This window comes from Spirillospora sp. CA-108201, assembly GCF_050936235.1.
GTDB lineage: Bacteria > Actinomycetota > Actinomycetes > Streptosporangiales > Streptosporangiaceae > Spirillospora.
This window is the reverse complement of the sequence record NZ_JBNJNE010000001.1, coordinates 6,928,088-6,947,062: the sequence shown is the minus strand read 5'-3', so window position 1 is coordinate 6,947,062 and position 18,975 is coordinate 6,928,088. Positions and strand designations below refer to the sequence as shown.

Sequence of the window (18,975 nt, the reverse complement as noted above, 5' to 3'; positions counted from 1 at the left end):
GGAGCGGGCGGACGCGGGCCGCGCATAGGGTTCTGGTCATGGGGCGGGCGGGCGCGTTCAGGGCGCGGTGGGACAGGACGGGACGGCCCGCACGCTGGGCGTCGGCGGCGGCGGCCGTGGCGCTGGCGGGCGGGGCCGCGGCCTGGGGAGCGGCGGCGGCCGGCGGCGAGGCCCGCGTCCTGACGTCCGAGCAGCGGGTGGCCGTCGTCGACGGGCCGAAGGACGACCGGCGCGTCACGCTCGACACGACCTTCTACAAGCCCGTCGGGCGGGCCAAGGGCCCGGCGGTCCTGCTGGGGCACGGCTTCGGCGGCGACAAGCGCGACGTCGCGGGCGAGGCGCGCGACCTCGCCCGCGCCGGCTACGCGGTGCTGGCCTGGTCGGCGCGCGGGTTCGGGCGCTCGACCGGCGAGATCGCCCTCAACTCGCCCGACTACGAGGTCAAGGACACCCGGCAGCTGATCGACTGGCTGGCGCGGCGCCCGGAGGTCCGGCTCGACGGGCCCGGCGACCCGCGCGTGGGGATGGCGGGCCAGTCCTACGGCGGCGCCATCGCGCTGATGACCGCCGCGTACGACCGGCGGGTGGACGCCATCGCCCCGCAGATCACCTGGAACAGCCTGTCCGACGCCCTCTTCCCCGACGCCGCCTCCGGCGCGAAGCCCACGGACGGCGTCTTCAAGAAGCTCTGGGCGGGGCTGTTCTTCACCGGCAGCGCGGACCGGACGGCGTGCGGGCGTTTCCTGCCGTCCGTGTGCGAGATGTACCAGGAGGTCGCGGAGAAGGGCCGTCCCACCGAATCGGCGATCGCGATGCTGAGCCGGTCGAGCCCGGCATCCGTCGCCGACCGGATCAGGGTGCCGACGCTGCTCGTCCAAGGGCAGTCCGACTCGCTGTTCCCGCTCGACCAGGCCGACGCCAACGCGAAGGCGATCGCGCGGACCGGCGCGCCGGTCTCGGTGGTCTGGTTCCAGGGCGGGCACGACGGCGGAGACCCGGAGACCGAGCGCGTCGAAGGGCTCGTGCGCGACTTCTTCGACGCCCGTCTCATGCGGTCGTCCGCGCCCGCCCCGCACGCCGGAGCGGGGAACGGGTTCACGGTGACGCGGGCGGGCGGGCTCGACTCCTCCACCCAGGAGGTCGTCGTGGACGAGGCGTCGACGCGGCGGTACCCGGGGCTCTCCGGCGACGCGTCGAGCCTGCCGCTGACCGGGGCCGAGCAGACGATCTTCAATCCGGCGGGCGGGTCGCCCGCGTCGGTCTCCGCGCTTCCCGGGCTGGGGGCGCTCGGGTCGCTGGGCGGGTCGCTGGGAGGCGCTCTGGGCGGGCAGTTGCCCTCGGACATGCCAGGGCAGACCGCCACGTTCGACACGCGTCCGCTGGACCGTCCGCTGTGGTTGACGGGCGCCGCGACCGTCCGGCTGAAGATCAGCGGGGACGGGCCGCTGTTCGCGAAGCTCTACGACGTCCCGCCGGGCGGGGCGGCCGCTCCGGCGCGCCGGCTGGCGGCGCCGTTCCGGGTGTCCGGCGGCGAGGTCACGGTGACGCTCCCGCCGATGGACTACCGCTTCGACCGCGGGCACCGGCTCCGCGTGGTCGTCGCCACCACCGACATGGGGTTCGCGACGCCCGCCGAGCCGTCGTCGTACAAGGTGCGGGTGGTGTCGCCGCTGACCGTCCCGTCCGTCCCGTCACTGAAGGCCGCACCGGCGCCTCTGCCCGTCTGGGTGTGGGCCCTGCCTGTCGCCGCCATCGCCTTGGCCCTCGCCGTCCTGCTCCCTGGACGTCGCAGGCGCGGCGCCGAAACGGACAGCGACGTGCCCCTGGAGATAACGGGCCTAACGAAGGCCTACAAGAACGGACACCTCGCCGTCTCCGATCTGTCGTTCCAGGTGGAGAAGGGCCAGGTACTCGGCCTCCTGGGGCCGAACGGCGCGGGGAAGACGACGACACTGCGCATGCTGATGGGCCTGATCCATCCGGACTCCGGCTCGATCCGCATCTTCGGGCACCGCGTGTATCCGGGCGCGCCTGTGCTGTCCCGCCTTGGTTCCTTCGTAGAGGGGCCCGGGTTCCTGCCCCACCTCTCCGGTCGCGACAACCTCGACCTCTACTGGCGCGCCACTGGACGCCCCTTGGACGAGGCCTACCTGGACGAGGCGCTCCAGATAGCCAACCTGGGTTCGGCGCTAGACCGGGCCGTCCGTACGTACTCGCAGGGGATGCGGCAGCGTCTCGCCATAGCGCAGGCCATGCTCGGGCTGCCGGACCTCCTCGTGTTGGACGAGCCCACGAACGGACTCGACCCGCCCCAGATCCGCGAGATGCGTGAGGTGCTCGTCCGGTACGCGGCCGCCGGACGGACGGTCATCGTCTCCAGCCACCTGCTCGCCGAGGTCGAGCAGACCTGCACGCACGCCGTCGTCATGGCCGGCGGCCGCCGCGTCGCCGCCGGCCCGGTCGCCGAGATCACAGGGTCCGGCCGCCGACTGGAGGACGCGTTCCTGGAGATCATCGGGGAGGGTTCATGACCGCCTACCACGTCCGGCGCACCCTTCCGCTGCGGGTCGAGGCCGTCCGGCAGTTCCGGCGCCGCCGCACGCTGGTCGCCTTCGCATTCCTGCTCGTGCTGCCGTGGGTGCTGGTCGCCGCGTTCAAGATCGGCGGAGATCCGGGCCCGGACGGCGTCCCCAGCCTGGTCGACGTCGCCACGTCGTCGGCGCTGAACTTCGCCCTGTTCGCCCTGTTCGTCTCGACCGGTTTCCTGCTGGTCGTCGCGGTCGCCCTGTTCTGCGGCGACACGGTGGCGAGCGAGGCGGGCTGGTCGTCCCTGCGCTACCTGCTCGCCGCGCCCGTGCCGCGTGCCCGGCTGCTGCGCCAGAAGCTGATCGTGGCCCTCTCCTACGCGGTCGTCGCCGTCGTCAGCCTGCCGCTGATGTCGCTCGTCGCGGGGACGGCCGGGTTCGGCTGGGGCGACGTCGAGCTCCCGACCGGCGGCACCGTCCCGGTGGGCACCGCCCTCGGCCGCATGGCGATCATCATCGGCTACTCCCTCGTCGCGCAGCTCGTCGTCGCCGCCCTGGCGTTCCTGCTCTCGGTGACCACCGACTCCCCCCTCGGCGCGGTCGGCGGCGCGGTGGGGCTCGTCATCGTCAGCAACATCCTGGACGCCGTCACCGCGCTCGGCTCCTGGCGCGCCTTCCTCCCGACGCACTGGATGTACTCCTGGATGGACGCCCTGCAGCCCGAGATCCAGTGGGCGGGCATGACCAAGGGCGCCGCCGTCTCCCTCTCGTACGCCGCCGTCCTGTTCGCGCTGGCCTTCCGCCGCTTCCGGACACGCGACATCGTCTCCTGATCCGGACACGGACCGCGGTCGCCCGGACGCGAACCGTCGATCAAGACCCCCCGAAAATCGGTCGAACCGGCAGCGCCGGTGACATAAGCTCGGCGAACCTCGACCGGCCCGGCCGCGTCATACGGGGTAACGGCTCGATCCCCGGGTTTTAAAGGCAGCCCGGCGGGGGGAGATGATCACCATGGCACGGCAGCAGCTCGTCAAGCGCCCCAGGCCCCCACGTCAACCGAGCCCACAAGACCTGCGGACCCCTTCGGGCCGCCTCCTGCCGTACTGACCCTCAGCCGGAGAGCCGCGAAAGGAAGCTCTCCCTCTCGACGACGGCCCGCTCGATGCGGCCCCGCCCCACCACCGCGCCCCGGTCGTCGACGGCTTCGAACGCGAACGCCAGGCGCGTCCCGTCCACCTCGCGCAACTCCGCCGCCACCGTCACCCGCCCGCCCACGGGCGTGGCCGTGCGATGGCGCACCTCGACCCGCGTCCCCACCGAGGTCTCGCCCTCCCCCAGGCAGGACTCGACCGCCTCCACCGTGGCGGCCTCGGCGAGCGCGATCAGCCTGGGCGTCGCCAGTACGGGCACGTCCCCGCTCCCCACATGAACGGCCGTGTCGGCCTCGGCGACGACGATCTCGACCTCGGCCCGCAACCCCGGCGTCAGCTCCATCCCCCCATCCTGCCCGCCCAGGCGCCGGGTCTCCCCCCGTGCGGTGAGGCCGGCGTTCCAGCGTGCTGATGCGCCGAGAAACCTGGTTGGAGGGTCAAGGCCCCCCATGGTCACGCTCCAGGCGACACTCTGCCGCCGCTCGGAGAAGGACGACCGATGAGCGCGGCAGCCGTCAGAGCATGCGGCCGTCGCGACGGAGGACGCTGCTCAGGACGTTGTCGTTCCGCGCCTCGACAGCCTCCAACAGCCGTTCGCCCCAAACGCAGAGACTGGCTTCCCACGGATGTCCGAAGGTCCCGAACGAGAAGTCCTGCGCCAGGAAGATGTCGTAGTCGTCGTCAGGAAAGACGGGGACGACCCAGGAGTCTTTGTTCTCCGGCTCGGTCATGCGATGAGGCCAGAACCGGTAGCAAGGATGCTGCCAGTCCAGGGCGTAGAGCCACTCTTCCCGTTCGACGCAACTCTTGAAGGCATCATCGAGCAGCGCGTTGACGTCGTCAGGCCGTACGGCGAAGTCCCAGGCCCCGGTTGGAGATGCGGGACGCTCCCGAGCAAGGTCCCACGTGACTGACGGGGAGGGCTCACGGATGCTCGGCCACCGGCCGGAGTCGTAGGTACGCTCAAACGAGGCGAACTCCCCGTAGGCGTCCCATACCTGGAACAGCTCGGAGTCGGAGAGCCGAGCCCAAGTCGGCGGGCCATCCGTCATCTGACACTCCCCCGGTCCGGTCGGGCACTCTCACTCGGCACCGGTCGTCCACGGCGCGGCGCCATCGCCCCATCCTCCCCCACCGCCCCGGGCGAAGGGGCACGGGTGATCCAGGGCTGACCTAGGGTTCTCGGATGCGCATGTACCTGTCCTCGTGGCGGACCGGGAAGCATCCGGAGCGGATGCTGCGGCTGCTGGAGAGCCCCGGCGGGGCGCGGGCCGCAGTGATCGCCAATGCCGTCGACGCCCTGCCCCGGGCCGAGCGTCGCGCCGCGGTCGAGCGCGAGATCCACGCGCTCACCGACCTCGGACTGCGGGCGGACGAGGTCGATCTGCGTGAGTTCTTCGACCAGGATTCGACCCGGGTCGCGGCCGAGCTCCGCGGATTTCCCCTGCTCTGGGTCCGGGGAGGCAACGTCTTCGTCCTACGTCAGGCCCTGGCGAGAAGCGGCGCCGACCGCGCGATAGCCCAGTTGCTGCACCAGGACGCCGTCGTATACGCCGGTTACAGCGCCGGCGCCTGCGTCCTGGCCCCGGACCTTCACGGGCTGGAGCGGTGCGACGATCTCCAAGCCGTCCACACCGCCCATGGAGCCCCGGCCCGCTTCGACGGCCTGGCCGTTCTCGACTACGCCGTGGTGCCGCACATCGACTCCCCCGGACATCCTGAGTCCGAGATCCTCGGCACGGTCGCCGACCACTACCGTGCGCAGGGCATCGCCCACCGCACGCTGCGCGACGGCCAGGCCATCGTGATCGACGGCATCACCACCGCCGTCCGCTGACCCGCTCTCCGGACCCGGCCGGTTCAGCCGTCGAGGATGCCGCTCAACTCCGTGAGAACGTCCTGCCACCCCGGCATGCGCGCGTGCGCGGGAGCGAGAGGGTCGAAGAGGACGTGGACGCCCATCGAGCGGAGTGCGTCCAGATTCCGGCCGAACGCCACATGTCCGGCAAGCTCGGCCTTGACCTGCGGGACCGCCAGCGTCGGCACGCCCATCCCCACGAGCTCGCAGAGCATGCCGACGGCGACCGTGTCCGTGATGCCCAGCGCCCATTTGTTGATCGTGTTGAAGGTGGCCGGAGCCACCACCACGGCGTCCGCGGGCGGCAGGCCGTTCGACGTCTCGTGCGGCTGCCGGAAGTCGGTCCGCACCGGGCCACCGGTCAGCATCGCGAGCCGGTCCATGTCCAGGAACTTGGCGCCCATGGGGGTCGCGATCACCCGGACATGCCAGCCCGCCTTCCGCGCCAACCGCACGAAGCTCTCCAGATCGGACGCCGCACCAGCCCCGCACACGATCGCGTAGAGCACCTTCGCCGAAGGCCGTTCACCGAATCCGCGCTCCTCGTCCGCATCCACATCAGCAAACTACTTCAGGCGGCGAAACGCCCACGTCTATGCGGGCCTGTGGAAACGGCGAGATAAGGGTGTTCAGACCAGGCCGTGAGCCGGTCTGAACACCCTCGCGTTCCTGCCCTCAGCCGAGCGGCAGGGCGATCACGACCGCGATCACGGCGACGATGTTGTGGACGGTGTGCACAAGGATCGAGTCGAGCAACCCGTGTGCGGACCTGAGCTTCGGTTCGGTGGACTCAGCGCGCCGAACGCCGCGCAAGTACACCCAGGTGAGCACCCCACCGGTGAGGGAGAGCGCGAGTGCGGCGGCCACCGGAACACCAACGACCAGGTGCATGAACCCGAAGACGAGCGCCCAGTGGATCCGCGTTCCGGCCGCCTGGTGCTCCGCGCCGTTGCGGAACTGGACTTCCTCCATCATCGCGAAGATCGGAAGAGCGGCGACGAAAGCCAGGATCATCGCGACGCTGACCACGATTCCCACGACGGCGGTGCCGCGCGTCAGCCCGAATGAGAGGTTGCCGATTCCGCCGATGGCCTGCCACCAGCTCCAGGTGAGGAAGTCCCACCCCGGTGCCTCGAAGAGCGCCACGCCGGCGACCGTCACGCCGAACGCCGCGATCCCGGTGGCGATGTGGCGCGGCCGCATTTTCTTGAGCATGCGGTACGCCAACCGATAATCGATCTTGCGGGCGGCGTACGCGGCCGCGATCGTCATCAGGACAGCGATGAGCAGCGTAATGATCTCCATTGGTATCTCTCCTTTGTAATGACGCCCTAGGCGTGCTTCTTTGTAGTGACGCCCTGGGCGCGCTTCAGGGAGAACCGTCCGGGAATGACTGCCGCCAGCCACCGGCTCTCGCCCGTCAGAGCTTGGTCGAGCACCGGTTGCCGTGCGCGTCGCTCGCCCCGCACAAGATCGGCGTAGAGCACCTTCGTCGAGGCCATCGGCCCGTCCCAGAGCGGAGCACGGCATCTGCGCCCGGGCTCTCGGAAGCCGTCTCACACACGACGAACGCTTACCGCAGGACGGTCACCGACCTGGATCCGCTTGCACAGGTGGAACGCTCCCGGACCGTCCTTTGTAGATCACGCGCAAACCAAACATGGACGACTCCGTCGTCCCAAACATTAGGGAAATCAGCCATGAACCCCTACCGCATCGGGCCGTTCCTGGTCCGCGTGCACGACATCACCGGCAACAGCTGGGAAGAGGTCGGGACGAGGGCGCTGAACGCGGCGCGCGAGGCCTTCCCGCCGAACACCCGCCTCCAGACCTGGGGCTCGATGGGCGGCCCGTGGAAGAATCCGCCCGCCGAGCTGAAAACCGACGACCTCTACTGGGAAGCCAACCTGAGCGTCGGCGCCTACGACGGCGACGAGGCGTTCGGATGCGTCCCGCTGATCTGCCGCGAGACGGTCTGCGACCGGCTCGTGGTGATCGATGGCGTGACCGGCGACAGCCCGGACGAGATCGCCCGGAAGGCGCTGGAGGACGCTCGGGTTCACGAGGTCTTCCGCGAGGACGAAATGCTCCAGGTCGACTTCTTCCTGGACCTGGAGACCAGGATCCCCGATCACCTGGCCACCACGGACCGCTACTACGTCCCGTCCGTGTGGGTCGGTTCGGTCGACTGACGGGGAACCCGCGCCACACCGGCGCTCTCAGGGCCCTTCCCGCGCCCCGCTCGGGAAGGGAGACGCTTCCGCGTCGCCCCGAAGGATCGTTCTCATCGATCCCCTGGAAGTCCGCTGGCCTCCCTCTCCCCGAAACGGGAGACGGAGGCCAGTACGTCTTTCAGCGGAAGTGGACGTGTGGAGGTACCCATGGGATGAAGGCCGCTTGGTCAGCGTCGGCGTTCGATGAAAGGCAGGCCGGCGAGGGAGCTGGGGAGACCGGCGGACCAGATCGAGCGCGTTCCCGGTACTCGGGCCAGGTCGCGGATCCACACGGCGGTGCCGGGGCGCCCCTCGCCGCTTTCGGCGGTCCAGCCGCCGTCGCTGTAGTGCAGGTAGCTCTTGTCGTCGTCGACCGTGCTCACCGAGACCCAGGCGCCTTGGCCGCCGTCGTCGGCGAGTGCGGGGAAGTGGTAGGCGAACTGCGCTGCGGGAATCGTGGTCGACGTCCAGTTCTTCCCGTCCCAGTGCATGAGCTCGGGGGTCGCGTAGCTGGTGCTGGCGCGGTAGGCCCAGACGCTCGTCGCCGAGACCGGTGCGATTTTCGCGATGTAGGTCTGCTCCTTGGGCGGGTACCGGATCGTGCGCCACCTGGTGCCGTTCCAATGCAGCATGGCCTCGGTCGGGCCGGTCCCTGCGATGTCACAAGTGCAGGCGATCCAGATGTCCTTCGCCGACCGAACGGCGACGGTAGAAGCGCTGACCATTGGGACCGGCGTCCTCTGGCGCACCCATCGTCCGTTCTGGAAGCGCAGAGCGACGGCCTTCTTCGCCTGTGAGTCGTACCCGAGCGACCAGGCCGGTCCGCCGGGCGCCGCCGAGACGATCTGCAGATACGTGGGCAGAGGAGACGGCATGGTCGGCCGCACCCCGGCCGGGTAACCGACTCTGCGCCAAGCGGCGCCGTTCCAATGCAGCGCCGACGAGCCGTCCTCGTTCAGGTAGATGCCCCAGGCGTTGCGCGGTCCGGCGGCGGCGAGGTCGACGACCTGGCCCGTGCCCGGCGGCAGCACCTGGCGCTGCCACTGCCGACCGTTCCAGGCCAGCATGACGGGCTTCCCGCTCGACGTCGCGTCCTCGACGCCGGCCGCCCAAGCGGCGCGTGGTCCGGCCGCCGCGATCTCGGTCACCACCCCGAGACCGTCGAGGGGCGGGGTGGGCACCCTCTCCCACTCCAGAGGTGCCGCGGCGGCGGCGGAGGGCGTGAGCACCAGGCCGGAGAGAGCGGCGATCCAAGCGGTGACGTGGAGAACTCGATGTCCAGCCATGAAGACTCCCGCGGCGTCCGGCGGCATCCCGAGGCGATCTTGCCGCCATCTGCTGGCAAGCTACTGGGGGCCACGGAGATCCACAAGGCCAAAAAAACGAATCCGTTCATATGAAGGCTTCCGGGGGTACCGGGAGAGCTGCGTCCACCCATCTCCGCCGACCAAGACGACACGAGCTCAAGCGCGGCACATCCGACGCGGGACTTGAAGAGTTCGTTCAAGAGTTAAGCGGCCCCTCAGTCGAGGGGCCGCTTCAGAAGGCGTGCCGAGCTTCCGCTGTCAGCGGCGCTGGGCGCTGAAGATGACCACGCCGTGGACGACCATCAGGACGGCGCCGAGGACGATGTTCATCGAGTTGAGGCCGTTGTGGCCCATGGCGACCACGCTTTCGATACCGAGAAGGAAGCACAGCAGCCCGCAGGCGAAGCCCGCGGCGCCGGCCTTCAGGGCGAACTCCTGGTCACTAGCAGGGCTCATGAGAAATCTCCTTTGTACGCGATCGATTCGCTGTCCACTTCCACCGTCCGGGAACATGCATCTGCGACAACCCGGTGACCGAGTGTCATCACGGGAGTAAGAGCGCCCCGAGCATGCGGCCACTGCGGGCCGACCCCGGCACGAACCGGACAGCCGCCCTGTCATACGGATGCCGACTCTGTTCGATAACGCACCCAGAACAAAAGACCCGGCCCCACCTGAAAATGGTGGAGCCGGGCGTCATTTGATTAAAAAGTTGTCAGCATTTAGTTTGAAAATTATCTTGCTATCGCAATGCCATCCGGAAGATGTTCCACAAAAAGTGAAACTTGCCCAGGCGACCCGATCCGTGACAGTTGTAACAGACTTCGCCCATGACGAGGCCGGATCCTTCGCAGGTCCCGCATTCGGGGTGATCGTCCGTCACTGCAACCACTTCCTTTCTCTTGTTTGTGCCTTGCACCTTGTGACTGTCCGATGGCCACCGACTCTGTCAAGACACGGCGTCCATCGGTCCTGGGTCGGCGAATACGTTCGGGACGAAGAGCCATGAGGCGGCAAGCCGGTCAACCAAGCCAGAGCGGGGCTAGCGACGCCCCTGGACGGCGCAGCCCGTCAGTGAACCGATTCGGCCCGCCCGTACCGCACCGCGCAAGCCGAGGAAGGCCCCGCGCAAAGGCTCGACGCGCAGGCGCCGGGCGGCGGCTTCCAGGACGGGCGACGCTTGAGGCGGAGTTGCCGACACGGCGCCGGCTGACTCCCGCCGGTCGCCCCTCCGGGATGGCCTTCGGCCATCGACCGGTCCCGACCCTGTCGGTCTTACTCCCCGGCCCAAGACCGCGCGTCACCGCCAGGAATGAGGGATGACTCCTGAGCCCGCCTCATAGAGTCGTCCCTCTTGTGGCCCCGCCGGGTTGCACCTTGATTAGCGCTGAGACGCGGGATTGAACTTGGGGAGAGGCCACGGCCAGGCCGCCGGGTTCCTCAACGCTTCCCGCAGCTCGTCAGCGGTGGTCGCTTCCACCAGCCGTGCACCATCTTGCGAGGAGGCCAGCGCCCACCACGTCCCCGTTGCGCGTCCGTACCAGGTGAGCGCATCGGCCGACGAGTGCCTACCCATCGGCTTGCGCGGCGAGCTGGCCCTTCACTGCCACCACCGCGTCAGGAATGTGCGCGTCGCCGGCCGGAGCGATTGCACCACCGCCGGTGAAGAGGAACCACAACTCACCCCCACAGATCGCCCGCCGTTCACAACGCACCCCGACCGGCGGCCCGCATGCGGCCGGAACCGTCAGCAGTGGCAGAGAATCCGCGATCTCCACGGCGTATCCGTGCGCCTTGAGCGCCTGCGCCAGCGCCCACACCCGCAGACGCCGCGCCTCCGTCACCTCCGAAGCTTCCGTTGTCATGGAAGCCGCCCCTTCGTCGTGTGTCGTTGCACGTCAAGGCTTCGCCAGCCCAGGGACGTCTTAGTGACATATAAACGTCCCCATGGCCGTTACGAGCGACTACGCACCGCCCTGGTACGTGCCGGACTCAACTACGCCCAGTCCGCCGAAGCCGTAGGCGTGGACCCCAAGACCGCCGAGCGATGGGTCAGCACGGGCAGGACTCCCCACCGGACCACCGCCTACAAGGCCGCACGCACTCTCCGCGAGGACATGGCCTATCTGTGGCCATCCTTGGAACAGGGCCGCCGCAGGCGGGGACTCCACCCCGAGTTGATCGCCCTACACGACACCCGCGCCGACGCCCCTTTCGACCTATGGCGAACCCTCTTCACCAAGGCCCGCGAGCGGATCGAGATCCTCGTTTACGCGGGTGTCTTCATCCACGAGCAGTGGCCCGACTTCAATGACCTCCTGCGTGAGAAGGCCGCCGCCGGATGCCGTGTGCGCATCCTTTTAGGCGATGCCGACGCGCGAGCGGTCAGCGAGCGGGGCGACGAAGAGAGGTACGGGCACGGCATCGAGAGTCGTTGCCGCGTGGCTGTCATGCACTACGCCCCGCTGATCGGCACACCAGGTGTCGAGGTGCACCAGCACAAGACGACGCTCTACAACTCGATCTATCGCGATGACGACCAGATGCTCGTCAACACGCACGTATTCGGTTTGAACGCCTACGCCGCGCCAGTCTGGCATCTGCGCCGGGAGCCGGAAGGTGGTGTGTTCGACCGCTACGCAGAGAGTTTCGAGGCGGTGTGGGCACTGTCCCGCCAAGCCGTCAAGGAGTGAACCGTGACGCGCACCGAGTACTACGACGATCCCTCCGCACCGGTCCCGAACTCCATGGTCGTCGCTGCCTCCGCAGTCGTCACCAACGAACGCGGCGAAGTACTCATGCAGCGACGAGCCGACTCCGGTCTCTGGGCTCTGCCCGGCGGAGGGATGAACCTGGACGAGTCTCTCCCGGACACAGCGGTCCGCGAAGTCAAGGAAGAGACCGGGTACGACATCCAGATCACGGGCCTGGTCGGCACCTACACCGACCCCCGCCACATCATCGCTTACTCAGACGGCGAGGTACGCAGACAGTTCAACGTCTGCTTCAAGGCCCGGCTACTCGGCGGCGAACTGCATGTCAGCGACGAGTCCCTGGACGTCCGCTGGGTGCCCGCCGCCGAGCTGGACGGCTTGCCCATGCATCACACGCAGCGCCTGAGAGTGCGCCACTACCGCGAGCATCGCGATACCCCGCACCTCGGCTAGAGCGGCGAGCCATCCCTAGCCAGGCGATGTTTGCAGGTCCGCCGTCACTCGGCGGGGGCGACGCCGACCGGGCAGGAGAGGCCCGTGCCTCCGATTCCGCAGTAGCCGCCGGGGCTTTTATTGGCTGAGAGGTACTGCTGGTGGTCGGCCTCGGCGTAGTAGAAGTCGGGGGCCCTGGTGATCTGGGTGGCGATGGGGGCGTAGCCGGCGTTGGTGAGGGTCTGCTGGTAGGCGTCGCGGGAGGTTTCGGCGGCCTTCTGCTGGGCTTCGGTGCGCGGGAAGATCGCTGAGCGGTACTGGTGCCGATGTCGTTGCCCTGGCGCATGCCCTGGGTGGGGTCGTGGGCCTCCTAGACGCGGAGCAGGTCCTCGTAGGCGACCTTGGCGGGGTCGTAGACGACGCGGACGGACTCGGTGTGGCCGGTCAGGCCGCTGCAGACCTCTTCGTAGGTGGGGTTCGGGGTGTAGCCGCCCTCGTAGCCGACCGACGTGGAGATGACGCCGGGGGTCTGCCAGAACGTGCGTTCCGCGCCCCAGAAGCAGCCGAGGGCGAATTCGGCGATCTCGGCGCCGTCGGGGTAGGGCGGCGCGAGGGGCGCGCCGAGGACCTCGTAGCGCGGCGGCACCAGGATGGGCTCGTCCCTGCCGGGGAGCGCCTTCTCCGGTGTGACCATCTTGGTCTTCGCAAAGCCGAACATGGCCCCAGGCTGGTGGTCCCGCACGTCAGGACCGTTCTCCCTTTTGGTTGATTACATCCTGATATGTTGCGTTCGTGAAGCGGGGCGTGGTGTGCGGCGTCGCGGCGTACGCGATGTGGGGGCTGTTCCCGCTCTACTGGCCGCTGCTGAAGCCGGCGGGGGCCGGGGAGATCCTGGCGCACCGGATCATGTGGTCGCTGGTCGCGGTGGCCGCGGTGCTGGCCGCGCGGCGGAGCCGGGGATGGCTGCGGACGCTGGGCTGGCGGCGGGGCGTGCTGCTGGCGCTCGCGGCGCTGGTGATCAGCGTCAACTGGGGGACCTACATCTACGCGGTCAACAGCGGGCGCACGATCGAGTGCGCGCTGGGGTACTTCGTCAACCCGCTGATCAGCGTGGTGTTCGGCGTGGTGGTCTTCCGGGAGCGGCTGCGGCGGTGGCAGTGGGCCGCGGTCGGGATGGAGGCGGCCGCGGTGGTCGCGCTGACCGCCGGCTACGGGCGGCCTCCCTGGATCGCACTGGTGCTGGCGTTGGCGTTCGCGCTGTACGGCCTGCTGAAGAAGTTCGCCGACATGCCCTCGGCGGAGAGCCTGGCGGTCGAGACGGCCGTGATGTTCCTGCCGGCGCTGGGGTTCGCGCTGCTGCTGGAGGGACGGGGAGACGCGGCCTTCGGGCACCACGGCGTGGGGCACGCGGTGCTGCTGGCGGGGGCAGGGATCGTGACCGCTGTGCCGTTGATGCTGTTCAACGCGGCGGCCGTCCGGCTCCCCATGACCGTCGTCGGCATGTTGCAGTACCTGGCGCCGGTGCTGCAGTTCGCCATCGGGCTTTTCGTGCAGCACGAGGAGATGCCGCCGAGCCGGTGGGCGGGGTTCCTGCTGGTCTGGCTCGCGCTGGTGACGCTCACGTGGGACGGGTTGCGCCTCGCGAGGCGGACGGCCGAGCGGACCGGACGAGATCGTCTAGAGGGAACGCTACAGAGGCATTAGAGTGCCGGACGTCACATCCCCCCGTCCCAGGAGCCTCCGTTGCGTTTGTTCAGCGTCGCCGTTCTCGGGACAACGCTCGTCGCTCTGGGACTGGCAGCGCCGGCGACGGGCGAGGCGCCGGCCACGGGGGCCGGCGATGACCACGGCGAAGTGGCGTTCACCCCGGGGACGGCGCAGCCGGGCGACCGGGTGGAGTTGACGGTGCGCGGCTGCCGGGACGAACCGCGGCCGTGGGTCTCGTCGGCGGCCTTCACGGGACGCGTGCCGCTGCACTCCGGTCATGGCACCGCGGCGATCGACCAGGCCGCAGATCCGGGCAAGCACAAAGTGGTCGCGCACTGCGGTTCCCAGTTGAGGTCCGGCACGCTGGTCGTCTCCGCTACGCGGTCGTGGCCGTCCATTCTTCCGGACGCACTCTCGACCGGTTCCAGTGATGGGCGGCGCGCCGGCTGACCCAGCCGCGAAGCGGGCGAAGGTCTGGTTTCACCGCGCGGGAATCCGCTCCGTCCGCGACAGTTATTCGAACAATTGTTCGGTTTCAGTCCGCGGCGTTCCCCCCTCATCCATTGAGGCGGCAAAACGTGACGCCCTACACGCGGACAGTGACACTTCAGAGGTCAAGTCGGGGTCGACTCTCCTGACATGTCGCCGGTCAGTGATGTGAACAATGCGCATTGTGGCAGATTTCACCCTGACCTTAACCTTGATCCGGACAGTTGATCATGTGATACTTCCGATTAAACGCCCAGATGGCCCCACTGGCCGCAAACTGCACAAGTAACCCTCCTCAGAGCATTCGTCCCAATCACATCTGTGGAGGCGCCGGACGTCCCGCCGCCGTCCTGATTTCTCCAGCACGGACAACTTCAGATGAGGACACGCAGCATGACCGTCGACGGTGCCGACCTGGCGATCAGAAAGCCCGGAAAGATTCCCTTCCAACACGGCTTTCCCCGGCTGTTGCGGGATCCGCTGAGAGCATTCGAACAGATCGGCCGCGAGTCGGGCGGCGAGATCACGAGGGTGAATCTGGGTCTCACCCGTCCTTACCTCATCACCCGTCCGGAGCACGTCCTGCGCGACAACGCGGCCGACTACCCCCGCCGAGGCATGATGTGGAAGCCGCTGACCCGGTTGGTCGGCGAGATCGCAGGCGAGGGGCCTGAATGGGCTCTGAACAGGGGAATCTTCCAGAGGCTGCTGTCGGGATCCAACATCGCCAAGGTAACCGACGGGCTGGCGCGGACGATCGTCGAGGGCGTCGACGACCTGGCGGCGCGCACCCCGCCGGGCCGGCCCGTCGACGCGCAGACCGAACTGACCCGCATCGTCCAGCGCGCCGTCATCCGCGCCTTCTTCGGCAACAGGATCAACCTGTCGGAGGCCGACCATCTGGCCGACGCGATCAGGACGGCGACGCGGTCGATGGGCGCCCGGATGCTGCTGCCGTTCGTCCCTCTCTCGGTCCCTCTCCCGGGCGACCGGGCCTTCCAGCGCAGCGTCCAGGCCGTGGACGAGGTCATCCTCCCCCTGGTGCGCGAGGCGCGACGGGGCGAGGTCTTCGACCGGGACATCGTCTCGATGCTGATCGGGACGCACGACGAGCAGGGCCGCAGCCTCGACGACCAGCAGGTCCGTGACGGTGTGGTCGCCATGTTCACGGCCGGGACGGAGACCACGGCGACGGCCCTGACATGGCTCTGCGTCATCCTGAACAGCCAGCCGGAAGTCGCCGCCAGGCTCCGCGCGGAGATCGACGGAGTGCTGGGGACCGACCATCCGAACCGCTCCCACCTGCCGGAGCTGCGCTACACCAAGATGGTCATGCAGGAGCTCATGCGGGTGTACTCGGTCGGCTGGATCATTCCGCGGACCTCCGTCGCCGACGACGTCATCGACGGGGTGCGGATCAAGGGCGGCAACACCAACCTCATCAGCCCGTACCTCACCCATCGCCTTCGCGACGTTTGGGCGCGGCCGGAGGTCTTCGACCCGGAGCGCTTCTCCCCGACGCGTTCCAAGTCCCGCCACCGATTCGCGTACATGGCGTTCGGGGCGGGCCCCCACCAGTGCGTGGGCACCCTCTTCTTCACCATCGAGGCCCAGCTCATCGCCGCGACGATGCTTCAGCGGTTCCGTCCGGTGGTGCTGGGCGAAGGCCCGGTCGAACCGCAGGTGAGGCTGGCGCTGATCCCCCGGGAACGCGTCGAGATGGTGCTCGAACCCGTGGGATCGCGATGACCGCCGGCGCGGCGCACGCCGTTGAGGACGAGTTCAAGAGGGCACTGGAGTCCGGAAGCACGGCCGCCCTGGCGGCGGACTGCCAGCGCGACCTGCAGGAGTGGGCGGCCTCGTTCCCCGTCCTCTTCTCGGCACGTCCCTTCGACGCGCGGTTGTTCAGCACGGTCGCCCTGGCCAACGCGTTCGGCGCCCCCTGGGAGTCCGCCGACCGGCTGCGCATCGCCGTCCGCGCGTCCCTGTGGGTCTTCGCGGCCGACTGGGTCGTGGACTACAAGGCCGAGACGCGGGCCGACGTCGAGCGCGCCACGCGGGAATGCCTCGCCCTGCTGGAGCCCGAGGGGACGAACCGTCTCCCGGGGCCCGGGCCGGAGAGCGCGGCCGCCGAGACGGCCGCCGCCGGGCTCGCCCGGTGCCTGTCCGATCTCCAGTCCGACCTCGCCACCTCGCCCGCGTTCGGCGCCCACAGGGAACTGTGGGGCGACCGGCTCCGCCGCTACCTGGACGCGATGGCGCGGGAGTGGGACTGGAAGGCCACCGGACTGCCGGATTTCGAGCAGTACGTGGCGAACGCCGACAACTTCGGGTCCTCGCTGGTCAACGTCGCGCACTGGATCTTCACCGGGGACGAGCGCACGTTCGCGCATCTGGACGAGCTGTGGACCGTGAGCGCGGGGGTGCAGCGGGTCCTGCGACTGCTCAACGATCTCGCCACCTACGAGCGCGACCTCGCCTGGGGCGATCTGAACTCGCTCATGCTCGGCGTGGACCGCGCCACGGTGACGGACCGCATCACGCAGATCGTCGGCGAGTGCCGTGAGCGGCTCGTCCCGCTGAAGGAGACCTGCCCGGTCGAGGCCGTCTATCTGGAGCGCCAGATCGCCTACAGCACCGGCTTCTACGGCGTCACCGACTACTGGGGTTCCCTATGAGCGTCGATGACCGCCCGGCGCTGGCCGCGAGCCCCGCACGGCACACCGCGGCCGACGACTACACCGCCCGGGCCGGCGAGCTGGTCATGAGTCTCGTTCGCGAGCCCTGGGGGCAGGTGTCGCCGTCGGTCTACGAGACCGCGCGCCTGGTCGCGCTCGCCCCCTGGCTGACCGGCCACGAAGAGCGGCTGACCTACCTGCTCGGCGCCCAGCGAGAGGACGGCGGGTGGGGCGGTCCGGGAGGATACGCGCTCGTCCCGACGCTGAGCGCGGTCGACGCTCTCCTGGACGCCCTCCGGTTCCCGCCGGAGGGCGTCGGCCACGCGACCCTCGCACGATCCGCGGAACGCGGTCTGCGCATGCTGTCCTCGCTGCTTCCGAGCCTGAGCACGGGGGACGGCGGTGAAGGCACGGTGGACGTCCCGGACACGCCCGCGCTGGACATCATCACCGTCTCGCTGACGTCCTCGATCGCGGAGCATCTGAGCGCCCTGCGCGAGCGCGACCCCGAAGGCCGGGAGCCGGGGCCCTCGTGGACGCTGCCCGATCTCCCCGGCTTCGGCCGCGACCGCCTCGACCTCGTGCTGGCCGCGCTGGACGCGGGAGCCGCCCTGCCGGGGAAGGTCTTCCACGCGCTGGAGGTGGCCGGCGCCGCCGCCGTCGGCGCGGTGGGGGTGCCGCCGGCCCCGACGGGCACGGTCGGCGCGTCCCCGGCGGCCACCGCGGCGTGGTCGGGCGGACGGGAGCCCGGCGCCTCCGGCGAGCGTTCGGCGCGGCGCTACCTGGAGACCGTCGTGCGGAAGTTCGGCGGTCCGGTCCCCTGCGGGCTCCCCATCACGGTCTTCGAGCGCTCGTGGGTGATCGGCGGTCTGCTGCGGGCCGGTCTCTCCCCCGCCGTCCCCGCCCGCCTGTCCGCCGAACTCGCGGCGGCCCTCGGTCCGGGCGGCACTCCGGCGGCCGCGGGACTGCCCGCAGACGCGGACACCACCGCGATGACGCTCTACGCGCTCTCCCTCCTGGGTGTCAGGCGGACACCCGATGCACTGCTGCGGTACGAGTTGGAGACGCATTTCTGCACGTGGCAGGGAGAGAACGGTCACTCGACCAGCGTGAACGCGCACGTCCTCGATGCATTCGGCCAATATCTCCGCGAAACAGGAGAGCGAACGGACGGCGAACAGGACGCCTCTCACAACCGCTTTGTCGCAGCCGTGAGAAAGCTCTCATCGTGGCTGTGCGCCGAGCAACGGGAAGACGGCAGCTGGCACGACCGGTGGCACGCATCCCCCTATTACGCGACGGTGTGTTGCACGCTCGCGCTATCCGACTTCGGCGTCGGGGACGCGGGAGCCGCAGTGGGCAGGGCGGTGGCCTGGGTACTGGCGACGCAGCGTCCGGACGGCTCTTGGGGCATATGGGGAGGCACCGCCGAAGAGACCGCGTACGCGCTCCAGATCCTGCTACTCGCGGGGGCCTCGGGGGATCTCGCGACCGAACGCGCGGTCACGGCCGGCCATCGGTATCTTCTGCGCGCGGCACGGCAGGACGGGCGTCCCGCTCTGTGGCACGATAAGGATCTGTATCTGCCCGCAGCGGTCGTGGAGGCGGAAATCCTCGCGGCACTTCACCTCGCGGCTGGCCGGTCGGCCGGCCGGGGCTCCCTCCCAGCGAGACCAACAAAGCCCCAAAGTTAACATATAGGACATCAAGGCTGCCGCAGGCCTCCACCTTGAGTCGTATTGACGGAATTGCTAAGGTTCATCCCGGCATGGAACGTATCTGTTTCGGCCCGTCATGCCCTCACCCGTCGGGCGCTTTGGATCCTCCGGCCCCTGGAGCAGCCTCTGGGAGGCTTTCTATTCTCCTGGGCAGGTAAAATGCGCTTGCGCAATTCGCGT

Annotated in this window: 19 protein-coding genes and 1 pseudogene; 11 read left to right on the top strand and 9 right to left on the bottom strand. The window is 69.1% G+C overall.

Features of this window, described 5'->3' with window-relative positions:
* Positions 1-38 precede the first annotated feature (38 nt).
* Together ACQEU6_RS33365 and ACQEU6_RS33360 are read left to right on the top strand one after the other, a co-directional pair.
* Entirely contained in the window at positions 39-2,531 is a 2,493-nt protein-coding gene (locus tag ACQEU6_RS33365; RefSeq protein ID WP_499337225.1) for an alpha/beta fold hydrolase, read from the top strand.
* Complete coding sequence (locus ACQEU6_RS33360; RefSeq protein WP_499337224.1) at positions 2,528-3,358, top strand: ABC transporter permease; 831 nt, start codon at positions 2,528-2,530, stop codon at positions 3,356-3,358. The genes ACQEU6_RS33365 and ACQEU6_RS33360 overlap by 4 nt, the downstream gene beginning before the upstream one ends.
* Positions 3,359-3,638: 280 nt before the next feature.
* Here the strand turns inward: ACQEU6_RS33360 and ACQEU6_RS33355 are convergent, their stop codons facing one another.
* Both ACQEU6_RS33355 and ACQEU6_RS33350 read right to left on the bottom strand, forming a co-directional pair.
* On the bottom strand, positions 3,639-4,022 hold the full coding sequence (locus ACQEU6_RS33355) for a thioesterase family protein (protein ID WP_499337222.1): 384 nt from the start codon (positions 4,020-4,022) through the stop codon (positions 3,639-3,641).
* A 172-nt stretch (positions 4,023-4,194) separates the two neighbouring features.
* Positions 4,195-4,731, bottom strand: coding sequence for a DUF2716 domain-containing protein (locus ACQEU6_RS33350; RefSeq protein WP_499337220.1), 537 nt, complete (start codon positions 4,729-4,731; stop codon positions 4,195-4,197).
* 134 nt (positions 4,732-4,865) lie between these two features.
* Between ACQEU6_RS33350 and ACQEU6_RS33345 the strand changes: the two genes are divergently transcribed.
* Positions 4,866-5,516 carry a Type 1 glutamine amidotransferase-like domain-containing protein gene (locus ACQEU6_RS33345; RefSeq protein ID WP_499337218.1) on the top strand — a complete coding sequence of 217 codons (651 nt, stop codon included), beginning with the start codon at positions 4,866-4,868 and terminating at the stop codon, positions 5,514-5,516.
* 23 nt (positions 5,517-5,539) lie between these two features.
* Here the strand turns inward: ACQEU6_RS33345 and ACQEU6_RS33340 are convergent, their stop codons facing one another.
* From ACQEU6_RS33340 to ACQEU6_RS33330, 3 genes are all read right to left on the bottom strand, one after another.
* Entirely contained in the window at positions 5,540-6,094 is a 555-nt protein-coding gene (locus ACQEU6_RS33340) for a flavoprotein (RefSeq protein WP_499337216.1), read from the bottom strand.
* A gap of 118 nt (positions 6,095-6,212) precedes the next feature.
* The gene (locus ACQEU6_RS33335) at positions 6,213-6,809 is read right to left on the bottom strand and encodes a hypothetical protein (protein ID WP_499337215.1); all 597 of its coding nucleotides are present in this window, start codon (positions 6,807-6,809) and stop codon (positions 6,213-6,215) included.
* A gap of 59 nt (positions 6,810-6,868) precedes the next feature.
* On the bottom strand, positions 6,869-7,039 hold the full coding sequence (locus ACQEU6_RS33330; protein WP_499337214.1) for a hypothetical protein: 171 nt from the start codon (positions 7,037-7,039) through the stop codon (positions 6,869-6,871).
* Positions 7,040-7,237: 198 nt separating this feature from the next.
* On the opposite strand from ACQEU6_RS33330, the gene ACQEU6_RS33325 reads away from it, so the two are divergent.
* Positions 7,238-7,729 carry a hypothetical protein gene (locus tag ACQEU6_RS33325; protein WP_499337212.1) on the top strand — a complete coding sequence of 164 codons (492 nt, stop codon included), beginning with the start codon at positions 7,238-7,240 and terminating at the stop codon, positions 7,727-7,729.
* Positions 7,730-7,938: 209 nt separating this feature from the next.
* Here ACQEU6_RS33325 and ACQEU6_RS33320 read toward each other — a convergent pair whose 3' ends face one another.
* The 3 genes from ACQEU6_RS33320 to ACQEU6_RS33310 all read right to left on the bottom strand — a co-directional run bounded on the left by ACQEU6_RS33320 (position 7,939) and on the right by ACQEU6_RS33310 (position 10,922).
* The gene (locus ACQEU6_RS33320) at positions 7,939-9,036 is read right to left on the bottom strand and encodes a hypothetical protein (RefSeq protein ID WP_499337210.1); all 1,098 of its coding nucleotides are present in this window, start codon (positions 9,034-9,036) and stop codon (positions 7,939-7,941) included.
* Between the two features lie 279 nt (positions 9,037-9,315).
* Positions 9,316-9,513, bottom strand: a complete 198-nt coding sequence (locus ACQEU6_RS33315; protein WP_499337208.1) for a hypothetical protein — start codon at positions 9,511-9,513, stop codon at positions 9,316-9,318.
* Positions 9,514-10,625: 1,112 nt separating this feature from the next.
* Positions 10,626-10,922: a hypothetical protein gene (locus ACQEU6_RS33310; protein WP_499337206.1), complete on the bottom strand. Its 297-nt coding sequence runs from the start codon at positions 10,920-10,922 to the stop codon at positions 10,626-10,628.
* 159 nt (positions 10,923-11,081) lie between these two features.
* Between ACQEU6_RS33310 and ACQEU6_RS33305 the strand changes: the two genes are divergently transcribed.
* Complete coding sequence (locus ACQEU6_RS33305; protein ID WP_499337204.1) at positions 11,082-11,750, top strand: XRE family transcriptional regulator; 669 nt, start codon at positions 11,082-11,084, stop codon at positions 11,748-11,750.
* Between the two features lie 3 nt (positions 11,751-11,753).
* Entirely contained in the window at positions 11,754-12,224 is a 471-nt protein-coding gene (locus tag ACQEU6_RS33300; protein WP_499337202.1) for an NUDIX hydrolase, read from the top strand.
* A gap of 44 nt (positions 12,225-12,268) precedes the next feature.
* Here the strand turns inward: ACQEU6_RS33300 and msrA are convergent.
* A pseudogene (gene msrA, locus ACQEU6_RS33295) lies at positions 12,269-12,921 on the bottom strand (peptide-methionine (S)-S-oxide reductase MsrA).
* Between the two features lie 74 nt (positions 12,922-12,995).
* On the opposite strand from msrA, the gene rarD reads away from it, so the two are divergent.
* The 5 genes from rarD to ACQEU6_RS33270 all read left to right on the top strand — a co-directional run bounded on the left by rarD (position 12,996) and on the right by ACQEU6_RS33270 (position 18,771).
* Positions 12,996-13,907 (top strand): EamA family transporter RarD, encoded by a 912-nt coding sequence (gene rarD / locus ACQEU6_RS33290; RefSeq protein ID WP_499337200.1) that lies wholly within the window; start codon positions 12,996-12,998, stop codon positions 13,905-13,907.
* A gap of 45 nt (positions 13,908-13,952) precedes the next feature.
* Positions 13,953-14,360 carry a hypothetical protein gene (locus tag ACQEU6_RS33285; RefSeq protein ID WP_499337199.1) on the top strand — a complete coding sequence of 136 codons (408 nt, stop codon included), beginning with the start codon at positions 13,953-13,955 and terminating at the stop codon, positions 14,358-14,360.
* A 432-nt stretch (positions 14,361-14,792) separates the two neighbouring features.
* Entirely contained in the window at positions 14,793-16,148 is a 1,356-nt protein-coding gene (locus ACQEU6_RS33280) for a cytochrome P450 (protein ID WP_499337197.1), read from the top strand.
* Positions 16,145-17,077, top strand: coding sequence for a terpene synthase family protein (locus ACQEU6_RS33275; protein WP_499337195.1), 933 nt, complete (start codon positions 16,145-16,147; stop codon positions 17,075-17,077). The genes ACQEU6_RS33280 and ACQEU6_RS33275 overlap by 4 nt, the downstream gene beginning before the upstream one ends.
* Positions 17,074-18,771, top strand: a complete 1,698-nt coding sequence (locus tag ACQEU6_RS33270) for a prenyltransferase/squalene oxidase repeat-containing protein (protein ID WP_499337193.1) — start codon at positions 17,074-17,076, stop codon at positions 18,769-18,771. Before ACQEU6_RS33275 ends, ACQEU6_RS33270 begins: the two co-directional genes overlap by 4 nt.
* Positions 18,772-18,975 lie beyond the last annotated feature (204 nt).

Coding starts and splice junctions, on each gene's coding strand:
- ACQEU6_RS33365 (WP_499337225.1), top strand. CDS start 39: ATGGGGCGGGCGGGCGCGTTCAGGGCGCGGTGGGACAGGACGGGACGG.
- ACQEU6_RS33360 (WP_499337224.1), top strand. CDS start 2,528: ATGACCGCCTACCACGTCCGGCGCACCCTTCCGCTGCGGGTCGAGGCC.
- ACQEU6_RS33355 (WP_499337222.1), bottom strand. CDS start 4,022: ATGGAGCTGACGCCGGGGTTGCGGGCCGAGGTCGAGATCGTCGTCGCC.
- ACQEU6_RS33350 (WP_499337220.1), bottom strand. CDS start 4,731: ATGACGGATGGCCCGCCGACTTGGGCTCGGCTCTCCGACTCCGAGCTG.
- ACQEU6_RS33345 (WP_499337218.1), top strand. CDS start 4,866: ATGCGCATGTACCTGTCCTCGTGGCGGACCGGGAAGCATCCGGAGCGG.
- ACQEU6_RS33335 (WP_499337215.1), bottom strand. CDS start 6,809: ATGACGATCGCGGCCGCGTACGCCGCCCGCAAGATCGATTATCGGTTG.
- ACQEU6_RS33330 (WP_499337214.1), bottom strand. CDS start 7,039: ATGGCCTCGACGAAGGTGCTCTACGCCGATCTTGTGCGGGGCGAGCGA.
- ACQEU6_RS33325 (WP_499337212.1), top strand. CDS start 7,238: ATGAACCCCTACCGCATCGGGCCGTTCCTGGTCCGCGTGCACGACATC.
- ACQEU6_RS33320 (WP_499337210.1), bottom strand. CDS start 9,036: ATGGCTGGACATCGAGTTCTCCACGTCACCGCTTGGATCGCCGCTCTC.
- ACQEU6_RS33315 (WP_499337208.1), bottom strand. CDS start 9,513: ATGAGCCCTGCTAGTGACCAGGAGTTCGCCCTGAAGGCCGGCGCCGCG.
- ACQEU6_RS33310 (WP_499337206.1), bottom strand. CDS start 10,922: ATGACAACGGAAGCTTCGGAGGTGACGGAGGCGCGGCGTCTGCGGGTG.
- ACQEU6_RS33280 (WP_499337197.1), top strand. CDS start 14,793: ATGACCGTCGACGGTGCCGACCTGGCGATCAGAAAGCCCGGAAAGATT.
- ACQEU6_RS33275 (WP_499337195.1), top strand. CDS start 16,145: ATGACCGCCGGCGCGGCGCACGCCGTTGAGGACGAGTTCAAGAGGGCA.
- ACQEU6_RS33270 (WP_499337193.1), top strand. CDS start 17,074: ATGAGCGTCGATGACCGCCCGGCGCTGGCCGCGAGCCCCGCACGGCAC.